The sequence below is a fragment of the Pseudomonas sp. SJZ078 genome (assembly GCF_007828255.1).
Taxonomy (GTDB): domain Bacteria; phylum Pseudomonadota; class Gammaproteobacteria; order Pseudomonadales; family Pseudomonadaceae; genus Aquipseudomonas.
The window spans coordinates 1-21,386 of the sequence record NZ_VIUG01000025.1 but is presented as its reverse complement, the minus strand read 5'-3'; the positions used below and the strand labels follow the sequence as shown (position 1 = coordinate 21,386).

Genomic DNA, 21,386 nt, shown 5'->3' with positions numbered 1-21,386 from the left:
ATCCCGCGCTACGCGTGGGATGGTGCCTGGCCCTGCCCCGCTTCGACCCCGATTTGCGCCTGCAAGCCAAACGCCAGCCATTGTGAGCTGCGACACCCCATCGTCAGAAAAAAAAACCCAATACAAATTGAGTCTTGCTATTTAGATAATAAGAATTATTCTCATCAAACCCATCAAGGAGATGAGAACCATGACTTATTTGATCGATGCCTGGCTGGACCGTCCACATCCCTACCTCAGGATCCTGCATCGGGAAACCGGGGAAGTCTGCGCGGTGCTTGAAGAAGAAGCCTTGAGCGAACTACAGGATCAGGGAGACCTGGACCTCAACAGCCTGAACTCCAGCGAACCGCTGGTGCTCAAGGAACTGGTGCGAAACCTGTTCCTGTTCTGCTATGCCCGGGCGTTGCGCCCGACGGGTGATTTCAATGGCAGGCTTCACGGATGAGAACACGCAAAACCTGTGGGAGCGGGCTTGCTCGCGAAGGCGGTGTGTCAGTCAACAATAATGTCGACTGACATCTGCTTTCGCGAGCAAGCCCGCTCCCACAAAGGCTTGCTTTGCCTTACAGAACGTCCAGCAGCTCGACGTCGAACACCAGAACGCTGTGCGGCGGGATGCTGCCAACGCCCTGAGCACCGTAAGCCAGTTCGCTCGGCACGTACAGGCGCCATTTGCTGCCGGTATTCATCAGTTGCAGTGCTTCGGTCCAGCCCGGGATCACGCCGCCCACCGGGAATTCGGCTGGCTGGCCACGATCGTAGGAGCTGTCGAACACGGTGCCGTCGATCAGGGTGCCATGGTAGTGGGTACGTACCTGATCTTCGCGGGTTGGCTTGGCGCCTTCACCCTGGGTCAGCACTTCAAACTGCAGGCCCGATGCCAGGGTGGTGATGCCGTCGCGCTTGGCATTTTCAGCCAGGAACGCACGACCTTCGCCCGCAGCGGCTTCTGCCTTGGCGGCGGCTTCGGCCTGCATGATTTCGCGGATGACCTTGAAACTGGCGGACATTTCTTCCTGGCCCACACGGCTTGGCTTGCCGGCGAAAGCATCGGTCAGGCCGGCCAGGATCGCGTCCAGGCTGACGCCTGGTGGCGGGTTGTCGCGCAACTGGTCGCCCAGCTGACGACCAATGCCATAGCTGACGCGGGTTTCGTCGGTGGACAGGTTAACTTCGGACATGCTGCTGCTCCGCTGTGCGGACGGCTCGGGAATGGCCGTGCGTGACACAGGGCCTCCCGGAGCGCCCGGAACCAAAAGGGCGAGCAGACTAGCACAGATGCCATGACGGATGACGAGCACCGACGTCAAAGTGCCTCTCCGGAAACGACAACGCCCGCCTGCCTTTCGACAGACGGGCGCTACACCTCAGTGCTTGGTCAGCTTGTCCAGGTAGCCCATGGCGAACGCCGACACCACGAAGGTCATGTGGATGATCACGTACCACTTCAGGTGTTCGGGATCGACATTCTTGGCGTCCATGAAAATGCGCAGCAGGTGGATGGAGGAAATGGCCACGATGGAGGCGGCGACTTTCATCTTCAATGATGAAGAGTCCATGGTGCCCAGCCAGTTGAGCTTTTCCTTGTCGGAGTCGATGTCCAGTTGCGAAACGAAGTTCTCGTATCCGGAAATCATCACCATCACCAGCAGGCCACCCACCAGGGCCATATCGATCAGCGACAGCAACACCAGGATCAGGTCGGACTCGGCCATGGTGAACACGTTGGGGATGACGTGAAAGACTTCCTGGAAGAATTTCAACGCCAGGGCCAGCAGGCCCAGGGACAGGCCGAAGTAGATCGGCGCCAGCAGCCAACGGGAGGCGTACATTGCATTTTCGATAAAGCGTTCCATTGAATCTCACACCAGGGCCAGAAAATGGCGGCGAGTATATCAGCCACGACGAGCCCCACAAACGCCAGGGCCCGTCCCTGGCCTCAGCCACTGGTGTCAGGTTGCAAGTGCCGGGATCCGGCTCTCAATGGGGGGGACGGAACTCGAAGCCGCCGACATTGCGGCAACGACCGCCATTGATCTCGCGTAGCTGGGCTTGCATGTGCAGGCACCAGATCTGCGGGTCATCGGCCAGTTCATAACCATGCAGTGTCAGCGCCTGGACGATGGTGTCGAGGATCGATTCGGCGGCGTTCGGGCCGGGAAACGGGCCCTGGGCCTTGAGGGCGGAAGGTTGTTCGCCGGCCATTCCGGCGGCAAAAAGCAGGGTCCACATGCCGGTATCCCCCGCCAATGGACGGATGGCACATTCGATACGAGTGACAAGACCCAGGCATTGACGGGTGAGGCAAAGGTTGCGCGACATGGCGGCGCCCCTCAGTGATACGGTATTCAGCCCCGGGGAGGCTGTTTCGATCCGATGATGACTCTCGATATCCTTGAACTGAGAATAGAAGAAAAGTTCCGCTTGCAAGCCAAGCGAGACCGGAATGCGCCGAATGGTCATAGTGTGAATATTGACGCCAAGAGCGTGACATTCTTCATCAGAAATGACCGCAAAACCTATTGTGGGAGCGGGCTTGCTCGCGAAGACGGTGTGTCAGTTAACGGTCATGTCGACTGATATTCCGCCTTCGCGAGCAAGCCCGCTCCCACATGGAACCTATTCGATAAGAATCAAGCCGGCTTGGCCTCCGCCAAGGCTGCTTGCGCAAGCTCCTTTTCCGCTTCCTTGATGTCGTCCTCACTGATCATCTCCGCGATCACCCTCAGCCGCTCCACCACACGGGCGTTGACGCTGCCTTCGGGGAACTCGCCGTTCTCATCCGGCTCACCGGCGGGCTCCCCTACCAGCAGGCTCAGGGCCTCGTCGGCCTGACGCACGGCATAGACGTGGAACTGCCCCGCCCGGACGGCGGCCAGCACTTTCTCATCGAGCATCAGGGTGGCGACGTTGGCCTGGGGAATGATTGCCCCCTGCTCGCCGGTCAGCCCGCGGGCTTCACAAAGACGGAAGAAGCCTTCGATCTTCTCGTTGACCCCGCCCACCGCCTGAACTTCGCCAAACTGGTTGATCGAGCCGGTGATGGCGAAGCACTGCTTCAACGGCGTCTTCGACAACGCCGAAATAAGCGTGCAGGCCTCGCCCAGGGAGGCGCTGTCGCCGTCGACATAACCGTAGGATTGCTCAAGGGCGATACTGGCCGAAATCGCCAACGGGAATTCCTGGGCGTAGCGGCTGCCCAGGTAACCGGTCAGGATCATCACGCCCTTGGAGTGAATCGGCTGGCCGAGGTTGACCTCCCGCTCGATGTCGACGATACCGCTGCCGCCCGGGTACACCGTAGCGGAGATCCGCGCCGGTACACCGAACGCCGAGTCGCCCACTTCCAGCACCGTCAACCCGTTGCACTTGCCCACGGCCGCGCCATCGGTGTCGATCAGGATGATCCCCGCCAGCATGTCATCGAGGATCCGTGCCGAAACCCGTCCGGTGCGGGTGGCCTTGGCCTTGAGGGCGCGCTCGATGTGGCCGGCATCGGTCATCTCGTCACCGGCTAGCTGACGGATGAAATCCGCCTCGCTGACCAGTTGGAACAGATCGCCGATACGGGCCGACAAGCGCCCCTGGTGTTCGGCCAGGCGTGCACTGTAGGTGGCCAGGCGCGCCACCGCATCGGCGGTCAGCGGCGCCATGCCTTCTTCCGAAGTGCGGGTCTTGAGCAACTGGGCGAACTGCTCCAGGCTCTCGTCGCCCATCGGGATGTCTTCGTCGAAGTCCACCAGCACGCGAAACATTTCCTGGAAGTCCGAGTCCAGGTCCTGCAAGGCGTAGTAGAGCTGGCGAGCGCCGATGATCACGACCTTGACCTGCAACGGGATGTGCTGCGGCGTCAGGGTCACCGTGGCCAACCGGCCCAGCTCGCCCAACGGCGACTCCATCTTCAGCTTGCGCGATTGCAGGGCGCGCTTGAGCGCGTCCCATACGAACGGCTCGCCGAGCATCTTTTCCGCTTCGAGGATCAGGAAGCCGCCGTTGGCCCGATGCAAGGCACCGGGGCGCAGCTGCCGATACGTGGTGTAGAGCGCGCCCTGGTCAGTGCTGTATTCGATGCGCCCGAACAGGTTGTCGTAGGTCGGGTGCGGTTCGAACACCACCGGCGCGCCGCCGCTCGCCGGATGTCCCACCACCAAGCTCGGGGCATATTGCTCTTCCAGCATTTTGCGGGCGATGGCGTCGGTCTTACTGTCGTCCACCAGTTGCTCGACCACCGTGCGGAGCAGGTTGACCTGCATCGCCTGCAAGTAACCGCAGACCGCCGCGTTCTCCGCGTACTTTTCCGACAGCGGGGCCAACAGCGGTTGCAGGGCCAGGGTGATGGTTTCTTCGTTGAGCTGGCGCAACTGGTTGCTGGATTCACGCTTCCATTGCGGCAAGCTGGCGAGTTCTTCGTTCAGGCGTTCTTCCAGACCGGAAATGTCGTCATGGAAACGCTCGCGTTCGGATTCGGGCAACTGGGCGAATTCCGCTTCATCCAGGGCCTTGCCATCGCTCATCGGCGTGAAGGCGATATTGCTGCTGTCGCGGTACAGCGCGACGTCCTTCTCCAAAGCCAGGCGCTCGATGACATCCAGGGCACGGTCGTAGCGCTGGTTGAATGCCCGGTCGATGGCGCTTTTTTTCTGCTGGTAGGACGGGTGCTCGAAGACCGCCGGAAAGGTCGACAGCAGGTTGTCGATCAGACCATTGATATCGTTGATGAACGCACCGGCAGTGCCCGATGGCAGCTCCAGGGCCCGGGGTTCGCGAGGCTCGTCGAAATTGTTGACGTAGACCCAGTCCGCCGGGGTCTGCAGGCGCTTGCCTTCGGCCTTGAGGTAGCGTTTTACGAACGAAAACCGGCCGGTGCCGGGCTCGCCCATGACAAATACGTTGTAACCGGGGCGCGGCATGGCCACGCCGAACTGCAATGCTTCGACCGCACGCTCCTGGCCAAGCACACCGCGGAAGGGCTCCAGATCATTGGTGGTAGAGAAGCTGAACTGTTCAGCGGAAAACGGACGGGTCAGCGCTTCGGGCGCTAGACGCAAGCTGGCAGCAACAGGATCAGGCATCGGGCTTCCTTACATCAGGCGGGGCAGATAACGGCATTCTGGCGCCGCGCGTACCTGACTGGCAAGGAGCGCCTCAGGTCAAAGCATAGTCAACCGACCGGCCCCGAACCGAAGTCGAGATCGGTAACTTCATGACTTGCAGGATAGTTTTTGCAAAATGTCACGGAACCCTCGGATCGTGCCTAAACTCCAAACTGCGCGGCTGGAACAATAACCGGCCCACTGGCACGAGTGGTTGAAGCCACGAAGGCGCCAGACCCTGTCCATTGGTATGCACATAAAGAGAACATAGCTATGAAACGGATTCTTCTCGGTACTCTCTTCACCGCTGTATCCCTCAACGCCATGGCTCAGGCGCCGGGCGGGCCGGATTGCGGCTGGGGCAACATGCTGTTCGAAGGTCAGCGTGGCACCCCGGCTCACTTCCTCGCTTCCACCACCAACGGCACCTCCGGCAACGCCACCTTCGGCATGACCTCCGGCACCAACGGCTGCTCGACCAACGCGGCACTGACCTACGGTGGCAAGTCCTGGCTGGCCATGAATGGAATGATGAACGAGCTGTCCGAAGACATGGCCAAGGGGCAGGGCGAAGCGCTGACCACTTATGCCGTGGTACTGGGTGTGGCGCCGGAAGATCGCGCCCACTTCTCCGCTGTCACCCACGAGCACTTCCAGCAGATCTTCAGCAAGGCTGACGTGACCGCAGAAGACGTGCATACCAATACCCTGGCCGTACTGAAAAACGATCCTCGTCTGGCCAAGTACGCCACTCAAGCTTAAGCTCGACCCCACTCGCTCCCTCCGGGGAGCGGGTTTTCTTTTTGGACCCATCCGGTCTTTATTTTTCGACTTTCCAAGTAGCCGACTATGCTCAAACGCCTTGCCTGGCTGGCGCTCTGTGTGTGCGCCCCATTGTCCGCCGCACCTCATGTCGACCCTCAACGTTTGCAGCAATTGGCCAATGACCGCTTCTGGATTTCCCTGGGCCACTACGAAACCGCCAAGCTCGGTGGCTGGCGCAGCTACGTCAGCGACAGGAAATTCTTCCTGGCACCCGACGGCAACGAACACCCCGACCATGAACTGACCGCCACGCTGCAAGCCCTCTACGGCCCGGCCAGCGCCGGCCAACAACATGCCCAGTGCGTTTACCCGGCGCGCACACGCTGGCTCAAGGCACAGCTCAACCTGACCGATCTGCCGGTGGTCGACTGCAGCGAATTCACCCAATGGTTCAAGGACGTCGCCCCCCACAGCGCGGTGATGATTTTCCCGGCCGCCTACCTGAACAGCCCGTCGTCGATGTTCGGCCATACCCTGTTGCGCATCGACCAAGCCGACGTGCAGCGGGACAAGACCGCCCTGCTGAGCTACGCGATCAATTTCGGCGCCTACATCGAAGGGTCGGACAACAGCATCATCTATGCCTGGAAAGGCTTGATGGGCGGCTATCCCGGCCTGTTCGCCCTGGTGCCCTACCAAGAGAAACTGTCCGAGTACCGTAGCCTGGAGAACCGCGACCTGTGGGAATACCGCCTCAACCTGAGCCAGGTGGAAACCGAGCGCATGGTCGAGCACGTCTGGGAACTCAAGCAGATCCGGTTCGATTATTTTTTCTTCGACGAAAACTGCTCCTATCGCTTGTTGGAATTGCTGCAAGTGGCCCGTCCCAGCCTGCGCCTGACCGAACAATTCCCGCTGACGGCGATCCCCACCGACACTGTCAAGGCCGTGAAGGAAGCCGGGTTGGTGGAGAGTATCGAGTATCGACCGTCCCGCGAGCGGGAACTGCTCAGCCGCGCCGAGCCGCTCAGCGCCGACGAACAGCAATGGGTCCTGCAGGTCAGCGCCGACCAAAAGCGAATGCAGGCCGCCGAATTCAAAGCACTGCCCCGTGAACGCCAGGCGCTGATCGTCGATGCGGCCTATCGCCTGGAGCGTTACCGCGCCAACGGCCAGGAGCGCGATCCGCAACGTGCCCAACGCAGCTTCGAACTGTTGCGGGCAATCAACCAGAACCCCGCGCCAGAACTCGACATTTCCCAACCGGGCCTGCCCGAGGACGGCCATGAATCGCGCACCTGGCAGGCCGGCCTCGGCACCCGGGGTGATCGGGCGTTCGGCGAATACGGCTTGCGCATGGCTTATCACGACCTCAACGACAACGCCGAAAGCTTCCCGCTGGGGGCGCAGATTGAGATCCTGCAATTGAAGCTGCGCCAGTACGAAGGCAATGACTGGCAGGTGCAGCGCCTGGACCTGGCGACCATCCGCTCCCTGACGCCGCGCAATGAGTTGCTGCAACCGCTGTCCTGGCAAGTCACCGGGGGCCTGGAACGGGTGCCGGGCAAGCACGACGATGAAACCCTGGTCAGCCATGTCAACGGTGGTGCCGGCGGTACCTGGGCGCTGGGCGAGGATGTGTTGGGGTTTGCCTTGGGCACGGTGCGGGTGGAACACAACAACGACTTCGCTCAATTCATCGCCCCGGCCACCGGTTTCAACAGTGGCGTGCTATGGAAAAACCCGCTGGGCAACCTGAGCCTGGAAGCCAAGGGTGACTATTTCGTCAACGGCGAGGTACGCCGGCGCCTGAGCCTGAATCAACAGTGGGAACTGTCCCGCAACCTTGGCCTGCGCCTGAGCGCCCAGCGGGAATTCAGCCACCTGGCTTCGCCGGAGAACGAGGTGATGCTCGAGGTGAAGTGGTATCACTACTGATCAGGCAAAGCCCAATGCCACCCCACAACTGATTTTCACAGCGCTTTCACGCTTACCTGACGAATCCGCTTCTAGACTTGTTCTATGAGTGGTGATGGCAGGAATGTGGAAAATGAGGCGCGTGGCAGTAGTACTGGCGGTATTGATGTTGCTTGGCGGCTGTGAGACCACCCATGAAGACCTGATCGCCCGAGGCTATCCACCGGCATTCGCCGACGGCTTCGATGACGGTTGCAGCAGCGGCCGGCAAGCCGCCGGCGCGATCACCGGCCAGTTCAGGAAAGACGTGCCGCGCTATCTCAAGGACGCACGCTACGCCGAAGGCTGGAGCGACGGTTTCCGGCAGTGCCAGGCCATGCGCGAAAGTGAGGATCGGGACGCCTACCGCGATCGTCACTGGGATGAGCGCGAACGTGCCTGGCAACAGGAAAAGGATCGTGACGCCGCCCGGGCCTATCGCTCGCAGTGAGTCGCGTACAGATATCCGTCGAAACCAAAAGCCTGCGACCATGGCCCAAACTCCAAAAGAGGAGAACAGCATGAGTCGTGCTTTCGTCAACGAAGACAGCGCCGCGGCCCAGGCCGATCAACCGGTCGAACGCCAGGTCAGCGCGCAACCCAACTACGTCACACCCGCCGGGTTCGCCCAGTTGCAGGCCCGGGTCGCTGAGCTGCAGGCGCTGCACAGCCAGCAGGCAGCCCGCAAAGAGCTGGCGGACAAGCAGCGCATCGCGGACCTGGAACGGGATCTGCGCTATTTCAACCAGCGCCTGCAAAGCGCGCAAGTTGTCACAGCCACCTCATTGGACCAGGTGCGGATCGGACATTGGGTGACCTTTGTCGATGAGCAGGACCAAGAGCAGCGCGTGCAACTGGTCGGTGAAGACCAGGCCGATGCGGCCAGTGGGCTGATCAATTGGGGTTCGCCGCTGGGGCGCGCGTTGCTGGGGAGCAAGGTCGGGGATGAGGTGGTCTGGAAGCGACCGGTCGGGGATATGGCGATTGAGGTGGTGGCGATAGAGCTGGGGTGACCCGGATGGCCTCATCGCGAGCAGGCTCGCTCCCACAGGAACCGAGCCAACCCGCCATTTCTCGGCGTAACTAGACCCCCTTGTGGGAGCGGGCTTGCTCGCGAAAGCGGTGTATCAGTCACATGATTGTCGACTGGCATACCGTCTTCGCGAGCAAGCCCGCTCCCACATGCAGGCTTTATCGCTGATCAGGCCAGTTTCTTGTGCCGTACCCGATGTGGCTGGGCAGCGGCTTCGCCGAGGCGCTTCTTGCGATCGGCTTCGTACTCGGTGTAGTTGCCTTCGAAGAATACCGCCTGGGAATCGTCTTCGTACGCCAGAATGTGGGTCGCCACGCGGTCGAGGAACCACCGATCGTGGGAGATCACAATGGCGGCGCCCGGGAAGTCCAGCAGGGCTTCTTCCAGCGAACGCAGGGTTTCGACGTCGAGGTCGTTGGACGGTTCGTCGAGCAGCAGGACGTTGCCACCCTCCTTCAAGGTCAGCGCCAGATGCAGGCGACCGCGCTCACCACCGGACAGGTCCTTGACGAACTTCTGCTGGTCGCCGCCCTTGAAGTTGAAGCGGCCCACGTAGGTGCGCGACGGGATTTCGTAGTTGCCGATGCGGATCTGATCGGAACCGTCGGAGATCTGCTGGAACACCGTCTTGCTGCCGTCCAGGTCTTCGCGGCTCTGGTCGACGCAGGCCAGTTGCACGGTTTCGCCAATTTCGATGGTGCCCGAATCCGGGGTTTCCTTGCCCATCAGCATGCGGAACAGCGTGGATTTACCCGCACCGTTACCACCGATCACACCGACGATGGCGCCTTTGGGCATGGAGAACGACAGGTTGTCGATCAACACGCGATCGCCGTAGCCCTTGGTGACGTTCTTGAATTCGATGACCTTGTCACCCAGGCGCGGACCGGCCGGGATGTAGATCTCGTTGGTTTCGCTGCGCTTCTGGAATTCCTGGGACTGCATTTCCTCGAAGCGTTGCAGACGGGCCTTGGATTTGGACTGGCGGGCCTTGGCGCCTTTGCGCACCCACTCCAGTTCTTCCTTCATGGCTTTTTCATGGGCCGACTGCTGCTTGGATTCCTGAGCCAGACGCTCGGACTTGGCTTCCAGCCAGCCCGAATAGTTGCCCTCGTATGGAATGCCCGCGCCGCGGTCGAGTTCCAGGATCCAGCCGGCGACGTTATCCAGGAAGTACCGGTCGTGGGTAATCGCTACCACGGTGCCCGGGAAATCGTGCAGGAAGTGTTCGAGCCAGGCGACGGAATCGGCGTCCAGGTGGTTGGTCGGTTCGTCGAGCAGCAGCATGTCCGGGGCGGACAGCAACAGGCGGCACAGGGCCACACGGCGTTTTTCACCACCGGACAGGTGTTCGACCTTCGCTTCCCAGGCCGGCAGGCGCAGGGCGTCGGCGGCGACTTCCAGCTGGCGCTCCAGGTTATGGCCATCGCTGGCCTGCAGGATCGCTTCGAGCTTGGCCTGTTCGGCCGCCAGCTTGTCGAAGTCGGCATCCGGATCAGCGTAGGCGGCGTAGACCTCGTCCAGGCGCGCCTGGGCATCCTTGATCACGCTGACCGCTTCCTCGACCACTTCACGCACGGTCTTGGTCGGGTCCAGTTGAGGCTCCTGGGGCAGGTAGCCGATGTTCAGGTCCGGCATCGGGCGGGCTTCGCCGTCGAATTCGGTATCGACGCCGGCCATGATCTTCAGCAACGTGGATTTACCCGAACCGTTGAGGCCCAGCACGCCGATCTTGGCGCCGGGGAAGAAAGAGAGCGAAATGTTTTTCAGGATTTCCCGCTTCGGCGGAACAACTTTGCTCAGCCGATGCATGGTGAAGACGTATTGAGCCATGGTGAACCTAGCGTCTGTGACAGGTGAAAAGAACGAACCAGGCCATGCACGGCGCCGGCAGTTGACGGTCATCAATGCCAGCGGGGCAGCTAAAGCCTGGGGATCTGGAGCTGGAACGCTCTTGTTTGACCGGCAAAGCTACCTCAACCGTCCGTCAAGGTCCAGCCACTAGGGGCTGGCACTTTGCCACAAGGCAAGGCATGCTAGCCGCCCTTCGGGCGTCCGGCTTATAGTGCGTGTCGCGCCAGTCCAGCAAACCGCAGGATTACAGCTTGTCCAACGTCACGCCGACCCTGTCCCCACGCGCACCGGATACCGTGCCCGGCTCGCCCCTGCGCGGGACATTGAAGGGCGCCCTGGCCACGCTGGTACTGCTGTTGCTCGGATTGCTCTTCTGGCAGTTGCTCGACCAACTGCGCGTCACCCAGCAGCAACAGCGCCAGTACACCATCGACTACACCGCCGACCTGGCTGCGCAAGTCAGCCTGAACATGGCCCTGAACGCGCAAATCGCCCTCAATCTGCTACCGATCGTCGAACAACCGCAGACAGCCGACGAACAGCAGGCCCTGCTGCACAAACTTCAGCAATCGCTACCCCAGTTACGCAGCCTGGCATTGCTGAGTCCGTCCGGCATGGTGCTCAGCGACACCGACCCCGACAGCCACGATGCCGGCTATCTCAGTGAGCTGGTGCACCGCAGTCACAACCAGGCGCATTACTTCAGTAACGCCGACAACGGCTCCGTGGTGCATCTGTTGTTGTACCAGGCCAGCGGCAATACCCACGGTTACTGGGCCTTGCGCTTGACCCCGAATTTCTTCTCCACGCTGATCAAACAGGCCGATACCGGGTTGCGCCCACTGTGGCTGGTGGAAAACCGTCTCAACCAACAAATTGTCAGCCGTGACGAGAGCCTGCCATCGATCACCCCCTCGCACTTGTCGCCGGACGATCTGGATAACACTGTGTTGACCGTGCCGCTGAGCAGCAGCGATTGGCAACTGCGGGGGCTGTTCGACCGCCGCCAGGTGCTCGAACAACTGTTACCGGCCTTCATCGGCAAATGCCTGCTGGGCCTGGCGTTTTCGATGTTGCCGGTCATCGCCCTGCTGAACATGCGCCGCCGCCAGCGGCAACTGCACGAAGGTCGCCGGCGCTACCAGGACATTTTCGAAGGCACCGGCGTGGCCCTGTGCGTGCTCGACCTCTCCAGCCTCAAGTCATTCTTCGTCCGGGCCGGCCTGCACAATGGCGATCAACTGCGGGCGTGGATGAAAGTCCCGCACCAGCTCGAGCAGCTGCAACAGGAAGTGCGCATCACCGAAGTCAACCAGATGGCGTTGCGGCTGCTCAACGTCGACTCCTGTGAACAGGCCTGGCAGTTGCTGGTGGGCAAGGGTCCGCAGGACAACAATCCGGTCGGTCCGCAATTGCTCGAAACCCTGCTCGATCAGCACAAGCAGTTGGAACTGGAGATCAAACTCCGGGACGCCCACGGCCGTGACCAGCATCTCTGGCTGGTACTGCGCCTGCCGGAAAAGCAGGACGACTACAACGCCGTTATCCTGAGCATCAACGACATCACCAGCCGCAAGCTGATCGAACTCTCGTTGCTCGAGCGCGAAGGCTTCTGGTCCGACGTGGTGCGTACCGTGCCGGATCATCTCTACGTGCAGGATGTCATCAGCCAGCGGATGATCTTCAGCAACCACCACCTGGGCCAGACCCTGGGGTATGACCGCACCGAACTGCACCAGATGGGCGAGTACTTCTGGGAAATCCTGCTGCACAGCGACGATGCCGACCATTACCATACGTTGCGCCAGGAACAGCGGCGCGGCGGCTATGCGCATCTGTTGCAATGCCAACTGCGCTTCCGCCATCGCGATGGCAAATGGCGACGCTTCGACATCCGCGAACAAGCCCTGGCCCGGGACCGGCATGACCAGGTAACGCGGATCATTGGTGTGGCGAAGGACGTCACCGAGCAGATCGAGGCCAGCGAGTCGCTGCGTGACAGCGAACAGCGCTACCGGATGCTCGCCGAGAGCATCAGCGATGTGATTTTCTCCACCGACAGCAAGCTTTCGCTCAATTACGTCAGCCCGTCGGTGCAAGCGGTGCTGGGCTACAACGCCGACTGGATCTTCCAGAACGGCTGGCAGTCGACCATTGCCAATCCGCAGCAACTGACCGGCATCTATACCCTGATGGACCGGGTCAGCAAGGCGCTCGACAAGCCCGCGCAACTGGCCGAGCTGCGCAATCAGATGCAGACCCAGCTGTTCCTGTTCGACTGCCTGCGTGCCGACGGACGCAAGATCCCCATCGAACTGCGGCTGGTGCTGGTCTGGGACGATGCCGGTGGATTCGAAGGCGTGCTTGGCGTCGGTCGCGACATCAGCCAGCAACGGCGCGCCGAAAAAGACCTGCGCATGGCCGCCACGGTATTCGAGCATTCGACCTCGGCGATCCTGATCACCGATCCGGCCGGTTACATTGTCCAGGCCAACGAGGCCTTCAGCCGGGTCAGTGGCTACGCGGTGTCCCAGGTGTTGGACCAGTTGCCGAGCATGCTGACCGTGGACGATCAGCAGGAGGCCCACCTGCGCTACGTGCTCAAGCAGCTGCAACAGCACAGCTCCTGGGAAGGCGAGGTCTGGCTCAAGCGCCGTAACGGCGAACATTACCCGGCCTGGGTCGGCATCACGGCGGTGCTGGATGATGAAGGCGACCTGGCCAGCTACGTGTGCTTCTTCAGCGACATCAGCGAACGCAAGGCCAGCGAACAGCGCATCCATCGCCTGGCCTATTACGACGCCCTCACCCACCTGCCCAACCGCACGCTGTTCCAGGACCGCCTGCACACCGCGCTGCAATCGGCCGAGCGGCAGAAGAACTGGGTCGTGCTGATGTTCCTCGACCTGGACCGGTTCAAACCGATCAACGACTCCCTGGGGCATGCCGCCGGCGACCGGATGCTCAAGGACATGGCGACACGGCTGCTCGGCTGCGTCGCCGACGACGACACCGTGGCGCGCATGGGCGGCGACGAGTTCACCCTGTTGCTGGAGCCGCGCTCCAGCCGGGAAACGGCGCTGAACCGAGCCATCAACGTGGCGGAGCAGATCCTCGCCAGCCTGGTCCGGCCATTCGTGCTCGAAGGCCGGGAGTTCTTCGTCACGGCCAGTATCGGTATCGCCTTGAGTCCCCAGGACGGCAACGAACTGAGCCAGTTGATGAAGAACGCCGACACGGCGATGTATCACGCCAAGGAGCGCGGCAAGAACAACTTCCAGTTCTATCAGGCCGACATGAACGCCAGTGCCCTGGAACGCCTGGAACTGGAAAGCGACCTGCGCCACGCCCTCGAGCAGAATGAATTCGTGCTGTACTACCAGCCGCAGTTCAGTGGCGACGGCAAACGCTTGACCGGCGCCGAGGCCCTGCTGCGCTGGCGTCATCCGCGACGCGGGCTGGTGCCGCCAGGGGACTTCATCCCGGTGCTGGAAGAACTCGGGTTGGTGGTGGACGTCGGCGACTGGGTCATCGACGAGGCCTGCCGACAGCTCAAGACCTGGCACCAGGCCAAGGTCCGGGTGCCGAAAGTCTCGGTCAACATCTCGGCCCGACAGTTCTCCGATGGCCAATTGGGTACGCGAATCGCCAATATCCTGCGCAGCACAGGCCTGTCACCGGCCTGCCTGGAGCTGGAGCTGACGGAAAGCATCCTGATGCGCGAAGTCAGCGAGGCGATGCAGATCCTGGCCGGGTTGAAAAACCTCGGCCTGAGCATCGCCGTGGATGACTTCGGCACCGGTTATTCGTCGCTCAACTACCTCAAGCAGTTCCCTATCGACGTGCTGAAGATCGATCGCACCTTCGTCGACGGCCTGCCATCCGGCGAACAGGACGCGCAGATCGCCCGGGCGATCATCGCCATGGCCCACAGCCTCAACCTGGCGGTGATCGCCGAAGGCGTCGAGACCCACGAACAACTGGACTTCCTGCGCGAGCACGGCTGCGACGAAGTCCAAGGCTACCTGTTCGGTCGCCCGATGCCTGCCCACCGGTTCGAAGCGCAGTTCAGCAATGATGCGCTGTTCATGCTCGATTAAAGCAGCGGCAAGCTGGAGCAAAGCCAGCCCGCATTTAGCTTGCAGCTTGTCGCTTGCATCTTGAAGCTGAATTCCTTTCATACCCCTTCCAAAAGCGGTTGGGTTAGAATGCCTCCCTTTTCTGCCCCCGATCCTTGAGGACCGCCATGTTCAGCCGTGATTTGACTATTGCCAAGTACGACGCCGATCTCTTTGCCGCCATGGAGCAAGAAGCTCAGCGCCAGGAAGAGCACATTGAGCTGATCGCTTCGGAAAACTACACCAGCCCCGCGGTGATGGAAGCTCAAGGCTCGGTATTGACCAACAAATACGCCGAAGGCTACCCGGGCAAGCGCTACTACGGTGGTTGCGAATACGTCGACGTGGTCGAGCAACTGGCCATCGACCGCGCCAAGGAGCTGTTCGGCGCCGATTACGCCAACGTCCAGCCCCACGCCGGTTCCCAGGCCAACGCTGCCGTTTATCTGGCGCTGCTGTCGGCTGGCGATACCATTCTGGGCATGAGCCTGGCCCACGGCGGTCACCTGACCCACGGTGCCAGCGTTTCGTCCTCCGGCAAGCTGTACAACGCCGTCCAGTACGGCATCGACGGCAACGGCCTGATCGACTACGACGAAGTCGAGCGCCTGGCCCTCGAACACAAGCCGAAAATGATCGTGGCCGGTTTCTCCGCCTACTCCCAGGTCCTTGACTTCCCGCGTTTCCGCGCCATCGCCGACAAGGTCGGTGCCTACCTGTTCGTGGACATGGCCCACGTCGCCGGCCTGGTCGCCGCTGGCGTCTACCCGAACCCGGTGCCATTCGCCGACGTGGTCACCACCACCACCCACAAGACCCTGCGCGGTCCACGTGGCGGCCTGATCCTGGCTCGTGCCAACGCCGACATCGAGAAGAAGCTGAACTCCGCCGTGTTCCCGGGCGCCCAGGGTGGCCCGCTGGAGCACGTCATCGCCGCCAAGGCCATCTGCTTCAAGGAAGCCCTGCAACCTGAGTTCAAGGCTTACCAGCAGCAGGTCGTGAAAAACGCCAAGGCCATGGCCGGCGTGTTCATCGAGCGTGGCTTCGACGTGGTGTCCGGCGGTACCGAGAACCACCTGTTCCTGTTGTCGCTGATCAAGCAGGACATCTCCGGCAAAGACGCCGACGCGGCGCTGGGCAAGGCGTTCATCACCGTTAACAAGAACTCGGTGCCAAACGACCCACGTTCTCCGTTCGTCACCTCCGGCCTGCGCTTCGGCACACCGGCCGTGACCACTCGCGGCTTCAAGGAAGCCGAGTGCAAGGAACTGGCCGGCTGGATCTGCGACATCCTCGCCGACCTGAACAACGAAGCGGTGATTGACGCCGTTCGCGAAAAGGTCAAGGCGATCTGCAAGAAGCTACCGGTGTACGGCGCTTAATCAGCCCGGCCAACCGCCATGAAAAAAGGCCCGCATCGGAAGATGCGGGCCTTTTTTCATCTAATTTCAACAAGAGCCGCGCCAGCCAACTCCAAGTCTTTTCCTAACTTCAACGGCGTTCCACTTAACGCCTTGCAATACTCACGCGGCATCACCAGCCGAGAATTCCATTACTATCGAATCCGTTTAAACAGCGCAACTTATCAGACTCAATAAAGGATTCGAATACTACATGGACAGTACACACTCTTTCGAGGCAACACTCAGCCTGCCCGATACGCATGTCAACTTACTGGAAATGTTGCACGGCAAACCCGCACTGGCCACGGTCAGTTCATTCAGCGGCGGTTTCTTTACCGGCAGGCCGCAGACCCTTGACCACTCGCACCTGCTGGGAATGCGCTCCCATGGCGAGGGGGCCGTCGCACAGCCGCTGAGGCTCGACTTCCGCGCCACGCAAGAGGGCTACAGGTTATGCATCAAAAACCCTGGCGAGCATTACAACAAGTTGATCGGCAAACGTTGGTTGGAAGTATTTGGTGTCACCCATTCGCCTATCGACACCCCCACTGCAGTTACTTTGATCGATCGCCATGACAATGTGATTACTCGGGCCGATATCAAGGCACGGCATACGCCTGTTTCACTCATGACCACCAATAATAAATATATCGGCGGACTAAAAGTTCGAGGATCACCCTATCTTTATCTCGCCGAAACGGAACAAAAGTCTCGGATAACTTTCATTCTGAGCATTCTTGAGGCAAGGCACGCCTGATCCAGGTCCGGGCCAGTTGAGGACACGTCACCGGCTCAACGGTGGTGAATTTTCCTCGCCACCTCCAACGACCCAAGTACGCCGGTTTCGAACCATCTGGTAAGACCGGTCATGCCAAATTCAGAAAATCAGCTTGCGGAATTCAAAAAACAGGGCCTAGACTGCCACTGCACTGGACAAACCGGTAAGACCACAATAATGAAGTCCTGACGCCCACCGCCTCGTGTTGGCGATAAGGACACCGACCCAGGAATTCCTCCCATGCTCAAATGGTGCTCGCGTTCGATCTTCCTTCAAGTTGTCCTCGGATTGGTGCTCGGCATTGTCTGCGGGCTTACCCTCCCAGAATATTCCGCACAGCTCAAACCCCTCGGCGATGGCTTCATCAAGTTGATCAAGATGCTCATCGGCCTGATCGTATTCTGCGTCGTGGTCAGTGGCATTTCCGGCGCCGGCGACCTCAAGAAGGTCGGGCGCATCGGCCTCAAGTCAGTCATCTACTTTGAAGTGCTGACCACCATCGCCCTGGTGATTGGCCTGGTACTGGCCTTCAGTACCGGCATCGGCAGTGGCGCGAACATTCATCTGGAGCAGTTTTCCAGTGCAGACGTGAGTGACATCGCCCAGCGCGGCCAGCACATGGTGACCACCACGCAATTCCTGATGAACCTGATCCCGACCTCGGTGCTCGGTGCCTTCGCAGAGAACAACATCCTGCAAGTGCTGCTGTTCTCGGTATTGTTCGGCAGTGCGCTGAACCTGGTGGGTGACGCAGCTTCGGGCATCTCCCGGCTGATCAACGAACTCAGCCACGTGATCTTCCGCATCATGGGTATGATCGTGCGTCTGGCCCCCATCGGCGTCTTCGGCGCCATCGCCTTCACCACCAGCAAATATGGGCTGGACTCGCTGCAGCACCTGGGCAGCCTGGTCGGCCTGTTCTACCTGACCTGCATTGCCTTCGTCGCCCTGATCCTGGGCCTGGTGATGCGCGCGTCGGGCCTGCCGATGTTGCCGTTCTTCAAGTACCTGCGCGAAGAATTGCTCATCGTGCTCGGCACCGCCTCTTCGGACGCCGTGCTGCCACAAGTCATGCGCAAGCTCGAGCACCTCGGGATCGGCAGTTCTACCGTGGGGCTGGTCATCCCGACCGGTTACTCGTTCAACCTGGACGGTTTCTCGATCTACCTGACCCTGGCCATCGTCTTCATCGCCAATGCCACCGGTACGCCCCTGGCGCTGACCGACCTGCTGACCATCCTGCTGGTGTCGCTGATCACATCCAAGGGAGCCCACGGGATTCCCGGCTCGGCACTGGTAATCCTGGCGGCCACGCTGACGGCGATCCCGGCGATTCCGGTGGTCGGCCTGGTGCTGGTGCTGGCGGTCGACTGGTTCATGGGCATCGGTCGCGCCCTGACCAACCTGATCGGCAATTGCGTGGCCACGGTGGCAATTGCCCGCTGGGAAAAAGACATCGATGTCCCGCGTGCGCGCAAGGTACTGTCCGGCCAACAGGGCTATACCTTCCAACCGAGAAAACCGGCGGGCAGCGCCCATCAGCAGCAATTCTGAAAGACCGCGATACCGACTCCCGAGCCGGCATCGCCTGATTGATTTTTGAAGGAGCATCGCGTGATCAGTTCATCAACCGTCGTCAACTCCGTGGTGGAAAAACTACGCGCCGCCCTGGCCCGGGGCCAGTGGCGCTCGGGCGACATGCTGCCGGGCCAGCGGGAGTTGGCCGAACAGCTGGGCATCAGTCGGCCAAGCCTGCGCGAAGCGGTCATCGTGCTGGAAACCCTCGGGCTTGTGCGCTCGATGCCCGGCAAAGGCGTGGTGGTGCTGGAAGCCAGCGCCGGCGATATCCATGAAAGCAGCACAGTAGCCGGTGCGAGCCTGGAAGACGTGCTGCAACTGCGCTACACCCTGGAACCCTTCATCGTCGGCCTGGTCGCCCAGTCCATCAGCAGCAAGGAAGTCGGACAGTTGCGCCTGACCCTCATGGACATGCGCGAAGCCCTGGAAGCCAATGATAACGATGCCTGCGCCAGCGCCTACATCGCGTTCCACGAGGAGCTGTTTGCCCTGACGTCCAACCCGATCTTCCACAGTGTGGTGCAGCAGACCAGCAATGCCCTCAAGCAAAGCGCCGATGTATTGCGCAATTCGCCCGAGCACCTGGCCGAACGGCTGGAAGAGAACGAAGCCGTGGTACGCGCCATTCGTAGCAAGAACAGCGCCCAGGCCAGTGCGGAAATGCGCCGGCATATCCTCAGGGAAGGCCAGCGCATGGGCATCGAACTGAATATTCCAGACGACAACCTCGCTACCTGAGCCACGCCTCGCGGAGACCGTCATGAACAACATCACGTCCCATCAACAACGCGATGTGCTTGCCGCCCTGCCACTGCCCGGCGCTGTCGGCAAGCCGTCGGTGGACGATATCTACCCGCGGATCTTCGACGCCATCCTCGAACAACGCATTGCGCCCGCCAGCCGTTTCACCGAGGAAGGCCTCGGGGATGTGTTCGGCGTCAGCCGCAGCATCATTCGTCGGGTATTGGCGCGCCTGTCCCACCAGCAAGTGGTGATCCTGCGTCCTAACCATCGGCCGCAAGTCGCGGCTCCGGACCTGGAACAGACCCGACAGATCCTGCATGCCCGCCGGCTGACCGAACGGACATTGGTGCACCTGGCCTGCAAGGCTCCGCAACCGAAGGATCTGCAGCATCTACGGGAGTTGGTGGCGAGGGAGCAACAATGCCTAAAACGTGGCGAGCGCGGCCCGGCGATACGTCTTTCCGGCGAGTTTCACCTGCACCTCGCTTCCATGGCCGGCAACGCACCGTTGGCGCAGTTCCTCGGCAGCCTGGTGCCCTTGACCTCGCTGGCCTTGGCACGGCACGAGATCAAATCCCGCCGGCATTGCGCCTGGCAGGAACATCTGGCGATCGTGGACGCCGTGGAACACCGCAATGGAGATGAAGCCGCGCGCCTGATGGATGAGCACCTGGACCATCTTGAGCAACGGCTGCTAATGGTTGCAGGCACGCCATCGTCAAGCTAAAGCGGCCTCGAATCCCGCGCGGATCTTCTCCTCGGGCAACTCGTCGGCGATAAACACGATCACGCTTTCCCGGGCCTCATCGATGGCCCATTCGGTGTCCCAATCGAAGCCATACAACTTGAGCACCCCCTGGAATACCAATCGCCGCGGTTCGCCGGCGATGTTCAGCACACCCTTGTAGCGCAACAATTGTTTGCCGTGGTCTTCCAGCAACTGGTTCATGAACTCGCTGAGCTTGTCGATATCCAGCGGCTTGTCGGTACGCAGCACAAGGCTGCTGATGCGGTCGCCCGGGGCGGCCTTGACGACCGGGCGCAGGCTGAACCCCGCGCCCAGGTCCGCATTGAGGTTGAAACCGCGGATATCGAGCAGTTCGGCCAGGTCGATCTGGCCATGTTTCACGATCCGGATGGGGGCCCTTCGATTGATGCGGGTCAGGCGCTCGCCGAGGGCCTCGACCTGGGCCGCGTTCACCAGGTCGGTCTTGCTGACCAGAAGGCGATCGGCGAATCCGACCTGGGCCTGGGCAATGGCTTGGGTCAGGTGGACCTCGGCGTGGGCGGCATCCACCAAGGTCAGGATTCCGTCGAGGATGTAGCGCTCGCGCAGTTCCTCGTCGATGAAAAAGGTCTGGGCCACCGGGGCCGGATCGGCGAGGCCGGTACACTCGATCACCAGGCGATCGAAGGCGATCTCACCGCTGTCCAGCCGTTCGAGCAGCAGGTACAGGGCCTTGGTCAGGTCGGTGTGGATAGTGCAGCACACGCAGCCGTTGGCAAGGGTCATGACCTGCACCGGTTCGTCGCCCAGCAATTGAGTGTCGATACCTGCATCACTGAATTCGTTCTCGATCACGGCGATTTTCAGGCCGTGCTCGGCCTTGAGCAGATGGCGCAGCAGCGTGGTCTTGCCGGCACCGAGGAAGCCGCTGAGGATCGTCACGGGAATGGGAGCGGACAAACAGAATCTCCTTGATGCAGATTTTGTGGGAGCGAGCTTGCTCGCGATAGCAGTGGTTCAGCCACTATCGATGTCGGCTGATAGTACGCCATCGTCGGATCGCCGCCCGGAGCAGGCGCGCTCCCACAGGGAATCGATGACGGACGCAAAAACCTGAAGCAGCCCAAAAACAACTGTGGGAGCGAGCCTGCTCCCACAGAGGGTGTTACAAGGCCTTCAGCAGCACTTCGGCCCACCCTTGCCACCGTAGCGGGCCTCCTGGCGTTCGCGGAAGAACGCCTCGTAGTCCATCAGCGGTTTGTCCGGGTGCTTGGTTTGCATGTGCTCGACGTAGTTGTCGTAGTCGGGCATGCCGACCATCAGGCGGGCGGCCT

Annotated in this window: 19 protein-coding genes; 12 read left to right on the top strand and 7 right to left on the bottom strand. The window is 61.0% G+C overall.

Annotation, left to right across the window (positions count from 1 at the left end):
- Positions 1-190 precede the first annotated feature (190 nt).
- Complete coding sequence (locus FBY02_RS19990; RefSeq protein ID WP_072398589.1) at positions 191-448, top strand: hypothetical protein; 258 nt, start codon at positions 191-193, stop codon at positions 446-448.
- A gap of 118 nt (positions 449-566) precedes the next feature.
- Here FBY02_RS19990 and FBY02_RS19985 read toward each other — a convergent pair whose 3' ends face one another.
- From FBY02_RS19985 to FBY02_RS19975, 3 genes are all read right to left on the bottom strand, one after another.
- Positions 567-1,184 carry an FKBP-type peptidyl-prolyl cis-trans isomerase gene (locus FBY02_RS19985; RefSeq protein WP_041022757.1) on the bottom strand — a complete coding sequence of 206 codons (618 nt, stop codon included), beginning with the start codon at positions 1,182-1,184 and terminating at the stop codon, positions 567-569.
- A 186-nt stretch (positions 1,185-1,370) separates the two neighbouring features.
- Positions 1,371-1,859, bottom strand: a complete 489-nt coding sequence (locus FBY02_RS19980) for a TIGR00645 family protein (RefSeq protein WP_047702619.1) — start codon at positions 1,857-1,859, stop codon at positions 1,371-1,373.
- Between the two features lie 124 nt (positions 1,860-1,983).
- Positions 1,984-2,325 carry a hypothetical protein gene (locus FBY02_RS19975; RefSeq protein ID WP_047702810.1) on the bottom strand — a complete coding sequence of 114 codons (342 nt, stop codon included), beginning with the start codon at positions 2,323-2,325 and terminating at the stop codon, positions 1,984-1,986.
- A gap of 54 nt (positions 2,326-2,379) precedes the next feature.
- On the opposite strand from FBY02_RS19975, the gene FBY02_RS28235 reads away from it, so the two are divergent.
- Positions 2,380-2,583 carry a hypothetical protein gene (locus FBY02_RS28235; RefSeq protein WP_178112063.1) on the top strand — a complete coding sequence of 68 codons (204 nt, stop codon included), beginning with the start codon at positions 2,380-2,382 and terminating at the stop codon, positions 2,581-2,583.
- 53 nt (positions 2,584-2,636) lie between these two features.
- Here the strand turns inward: FBY02_RS28235 and FBY02_RS19965 are convergent, their stop codons facing one another.
- On the bottom strand, positions 2,637-5,075 hold the full coding sequence (locus FBY02_RS19965; protein WP_055128494.1) for a Lon protease family protein: 2,439 nt from the start codon (positions 5,073-5,075) through the stop codon (positions 2,637-2,639).
- 294 nt (positions 5,076-5,369) lie between these two features.
- Here FBY02_RS19965 and FBY02_RS19960 point away from each other — a divergent pair, with 294 nt between their 5' ends.
- The 4 genes from FBY02_RS19960 (at position 5,370) to FBY02_RS19945 (ending at position 8,830) form a co-directional block, all read left to right on the top strand.
- A complete protein-coding gene (locus tag FBY02_RS19960; protein WP_024780764.1) occupies positions 5,370-5,858 on the top strand; it encodes a DUF3015 domain-containing protein in 489 nt (162 codons plus the stop codon).
- Between the two features lie 87 nt (positions 5,859-5,945).
- Positions 5,946-7,799, top strand: coding sequence for a DUF4105 domain-containing protein (locus tag FBY02_RS19955; protein ID WP_144929936.1), 1,854 nt, complete (start codon positions 5,946-5,948; stop codon positions 7,797-7,799).
- 112 nt (positions 7,800-7,911) lie between these two features.
- Positions 7,912-8,268 carry a hypothetical protein gene (locus FBY02_RS19950; RefSeq protein WP_144929935.1) on the top strand — a complete coding sequence of 119 codons (357 nt, stop codon included), beginning with the start codon at positions 7,912-7,914 and terminating at the stop codon, positions 8,266-8,268.
- Between the two features lie 70 nt (positions 8,269-8,338).
- Positions 8,339-8,830: a GreA/GreB family elongation factor gene (locus FBY02_RS19945; protein ID WP_144929934.1), complete on the top strand. Its 492-nt coding sequence runs from the start codon at positions 8,339-8,341 to the stop codon at positions 8,828-8,830.
- Between the two features lie 188 nt (positions 8,831-9,018).
- Here FBY02_RS19945 and ettA read toward each other — a convergent pair whose 3' ends face one another.
- Positions 9,019-10,683 carry an energy-dependent translational throttle protein EttA gene (ettA, locus tag FBY02_RS19940; RefSeq protein WP_144929933.1) on the bottom strand — a complete coding sequence of 555 codons (1,665 nt, stop codon included), beginning with the start codon at positions 10,681-10,683 and terminating at the stop codon, positions 9,019-9,021.
- Positions 10,684-10,955: 272 nt separating this feature from the next.
- On the opposite strand from ettA, the gene FBY02_RS19935 reads away from it, so the two are divergent.
- From FBY02_RS19935 to FBY02_RS19910, 6 genes are all read left to right on the top strand, one after another.
- A complete protein-coding gene (locus FBY02_RS19935; protein ID WP_144929932.1) occupies positions 10,956-14,804 on the top strand; it encodes a bifunctional diguanylate cyclase/phosphodiesterase in 3,849 nt (1,282 codons plus the stop codon).
- Between the two features lie 146 nt (positions 14,805-14,950).
- Positions 14,951-16,204, top strand: coding sequence for a serine hydroxymethyltransferase (gene glyA / locus FBY02_RS19930; RefSeq protein WP_144929931.1), 1,254 nt, complete (start codon positions 14,951-14,953; stop codon positions 16,202-16,204).
- Positions 16,205-16,436: 232 nt separating this feature from the next.
- Entirely contained in the window at positions 16,437-16,982 is a 546-nt protein-coding gene (locus tag FBY02_RS19925) for a hypothetical protein (protein WP_144929930.1), read from the top strand.
- A gap of 261 nt (positions 16,983-17,243) precedes the next feature.
- Positions 17,244-18,557 (top strand): C4-dicarboxylate transporter DctA, encoded by a 1,314-nt coding sequence (locus tag FBY02_RS19920; protein WP_144929929.1) that lies wholly within the window; start codon positions 17,244-17,246, stop codon positions 18,555-18,557.
- Positions 18,558-18,617: 60 nt separating this feature from the next.
- Positions 18,618-19,319, top strand: coding sequence for a FadR/GntR family transcriptional regulator (locus FBY02_RS19915; RefSeq protein ID WP_144929928.1), 702 nt, complete (start codon positions 18,618-18,620; stop codon positions 19,317-19,319).
- Positions 19,320-19,341: 22 nt separating this feature from the next.
- Complete coding sequence (locus FBY02_RS19910; RefSeq protein ID WP_144929927.1) at positions 19,342-20,052, top strand: GntR family transcriptional regulator; 711 nt, start codon at positions 19,342-19,344, stop codon at positions 20,050-20,052.
- On the opposite strand, the gene yjiA is transcribed toward FBY02_RS19910, so the two are convergent.
- The gene (gene yjiA, locus FBY02_RS19905) at positions 20,044-21,012 is read right to left on the bottom strand and encodes a GTPase (RefSeq protein WP_144929926.1); all 969 of its coding nucleotides are present in this window, start codon (positions 21,010-21,012) and stop codon (positions 20,044-20,046) included. The genes FBY02_RS19910 and yjiA overlap by 9 nt on opposite strands.
- A gap of 216 nt (positions 21,013-21,228) precedes the next feature.
- Positions 21,229-21,386: YbdD/YjiX family protein (locus tag FBY02_RS19900; protein WP_144929925.1), on the bottom strand; the 158-nt coding region annotated here is incomplete at its 5' end.

Excerpts from the sequence above, each read along its gene's own strand:
- FBY02_RS19990 (WP_072398589.1), top strand. The coding sequence starts at position 191 with ATGACTTATTTGATCGATGCCTGGCTGGACCGTCCACATCCCTACCTC.
- FBY02_RS19985 (WP_041022757.1), bottom strand. The coding sequence starts at position 1,184 with ATGTCCGAAGTTAACCTGTCCACCGACGAAACCCGCGTCAGCTATGGC.
- FBY02_RS19980 (WP_047702619.1), bottom strand. The coding sequence starts at position 1,859 with ATGGAACGCTTTATCGAAAATGCAATGTACGCCTCCCGTTGGCTGCTG.
- FBY02_RS19975 (WP_047702810.1), bottom strand. The coding sequence starts at position 2,325 with ATGTCGCGCAACCTTTGCCTCACCCGTCAATGCCTGGGTCTTGTCACT.
- FBY02_RS28235 (WP_178112063.1), top strand. The coding sequence starts at position 2,380 with ATGATGACTCTCGATATCCTTGAACTGAGAATAGAAGAAAAGTTCCGC.
- FBY02_RS19965 (WP_055128494.1), bottom strand. The coding sequence starts at position 5,075 with ATGCCTGATCCTGTTGCTGCCAGCTTGCGTCTAGCGCCCGAAGCGCTG.
- FBY02_RS19960 (WP_024780764.1), top strand. The coding sequence starts at position 5,370 with ATGAAACGGATTCTTCTCGGTACTCTCTTCACCGCTGTATCCCTCAAC.
- FBY02_RS19955 (WP_144929936.1), top strand. The coding sequence starts at position 5,946 with ATGCTCAAACGCCTTGCCTGGCTGGCGCTCTGTGTGTGCGCCCCATTG.
- FBY02_RS19950 (WP_144929935.1), top strand. The coding sequence starts at position 7,912 with ATGAGGCGCGTGGCAGTAGTACTGGCGGTATTGATGTTGCTTGGCGGC.
- FBY02_RS19945 (WP_144929934.1), top strand. The coding sequence starts at position 8,339 with ATGAGTCGTGCTTTCGTCAACGAAGACAGCGCCGCGGCCCAGGCCGAT.
- ettA (WP_144929933.1), bottom strand. The coding sequence starts at position 10,683 with ATGGCTCAATACGTCTTCACCATGCATCGGCTGAGCAAAGTTGTTCCG.
- glyA (WP_144929931.1), top strand. The coding sequence starts at position 14,951 with ATGTTCAGCCGTGATTTGACTATTGCCAAGTACGACGCCGATCTCTTT.
- FBY02_RS19925 (WP_144929930.1), top strand. The coding sequence starts at position 16,437 with ATGGACAGTACACACTCTTTCGAGGCAACACTCAGCCTGCCCGATACG.
- FBY02_RS19920 (WP_144929929.1), top strand. The coding sequence starts at position 17,244 with ATGCTCAAATGGTGCTCGCGTTCGATCTTCCTTCAAGTTGTCCTCGGA.
- FBY02_RS19910 (WP_144929927.1), top strand. The coding sequence starts at position 19,342 with ATGAACAACATCACGTCCCATCAACAACGCGATGTGCTTGCCGCCCTG.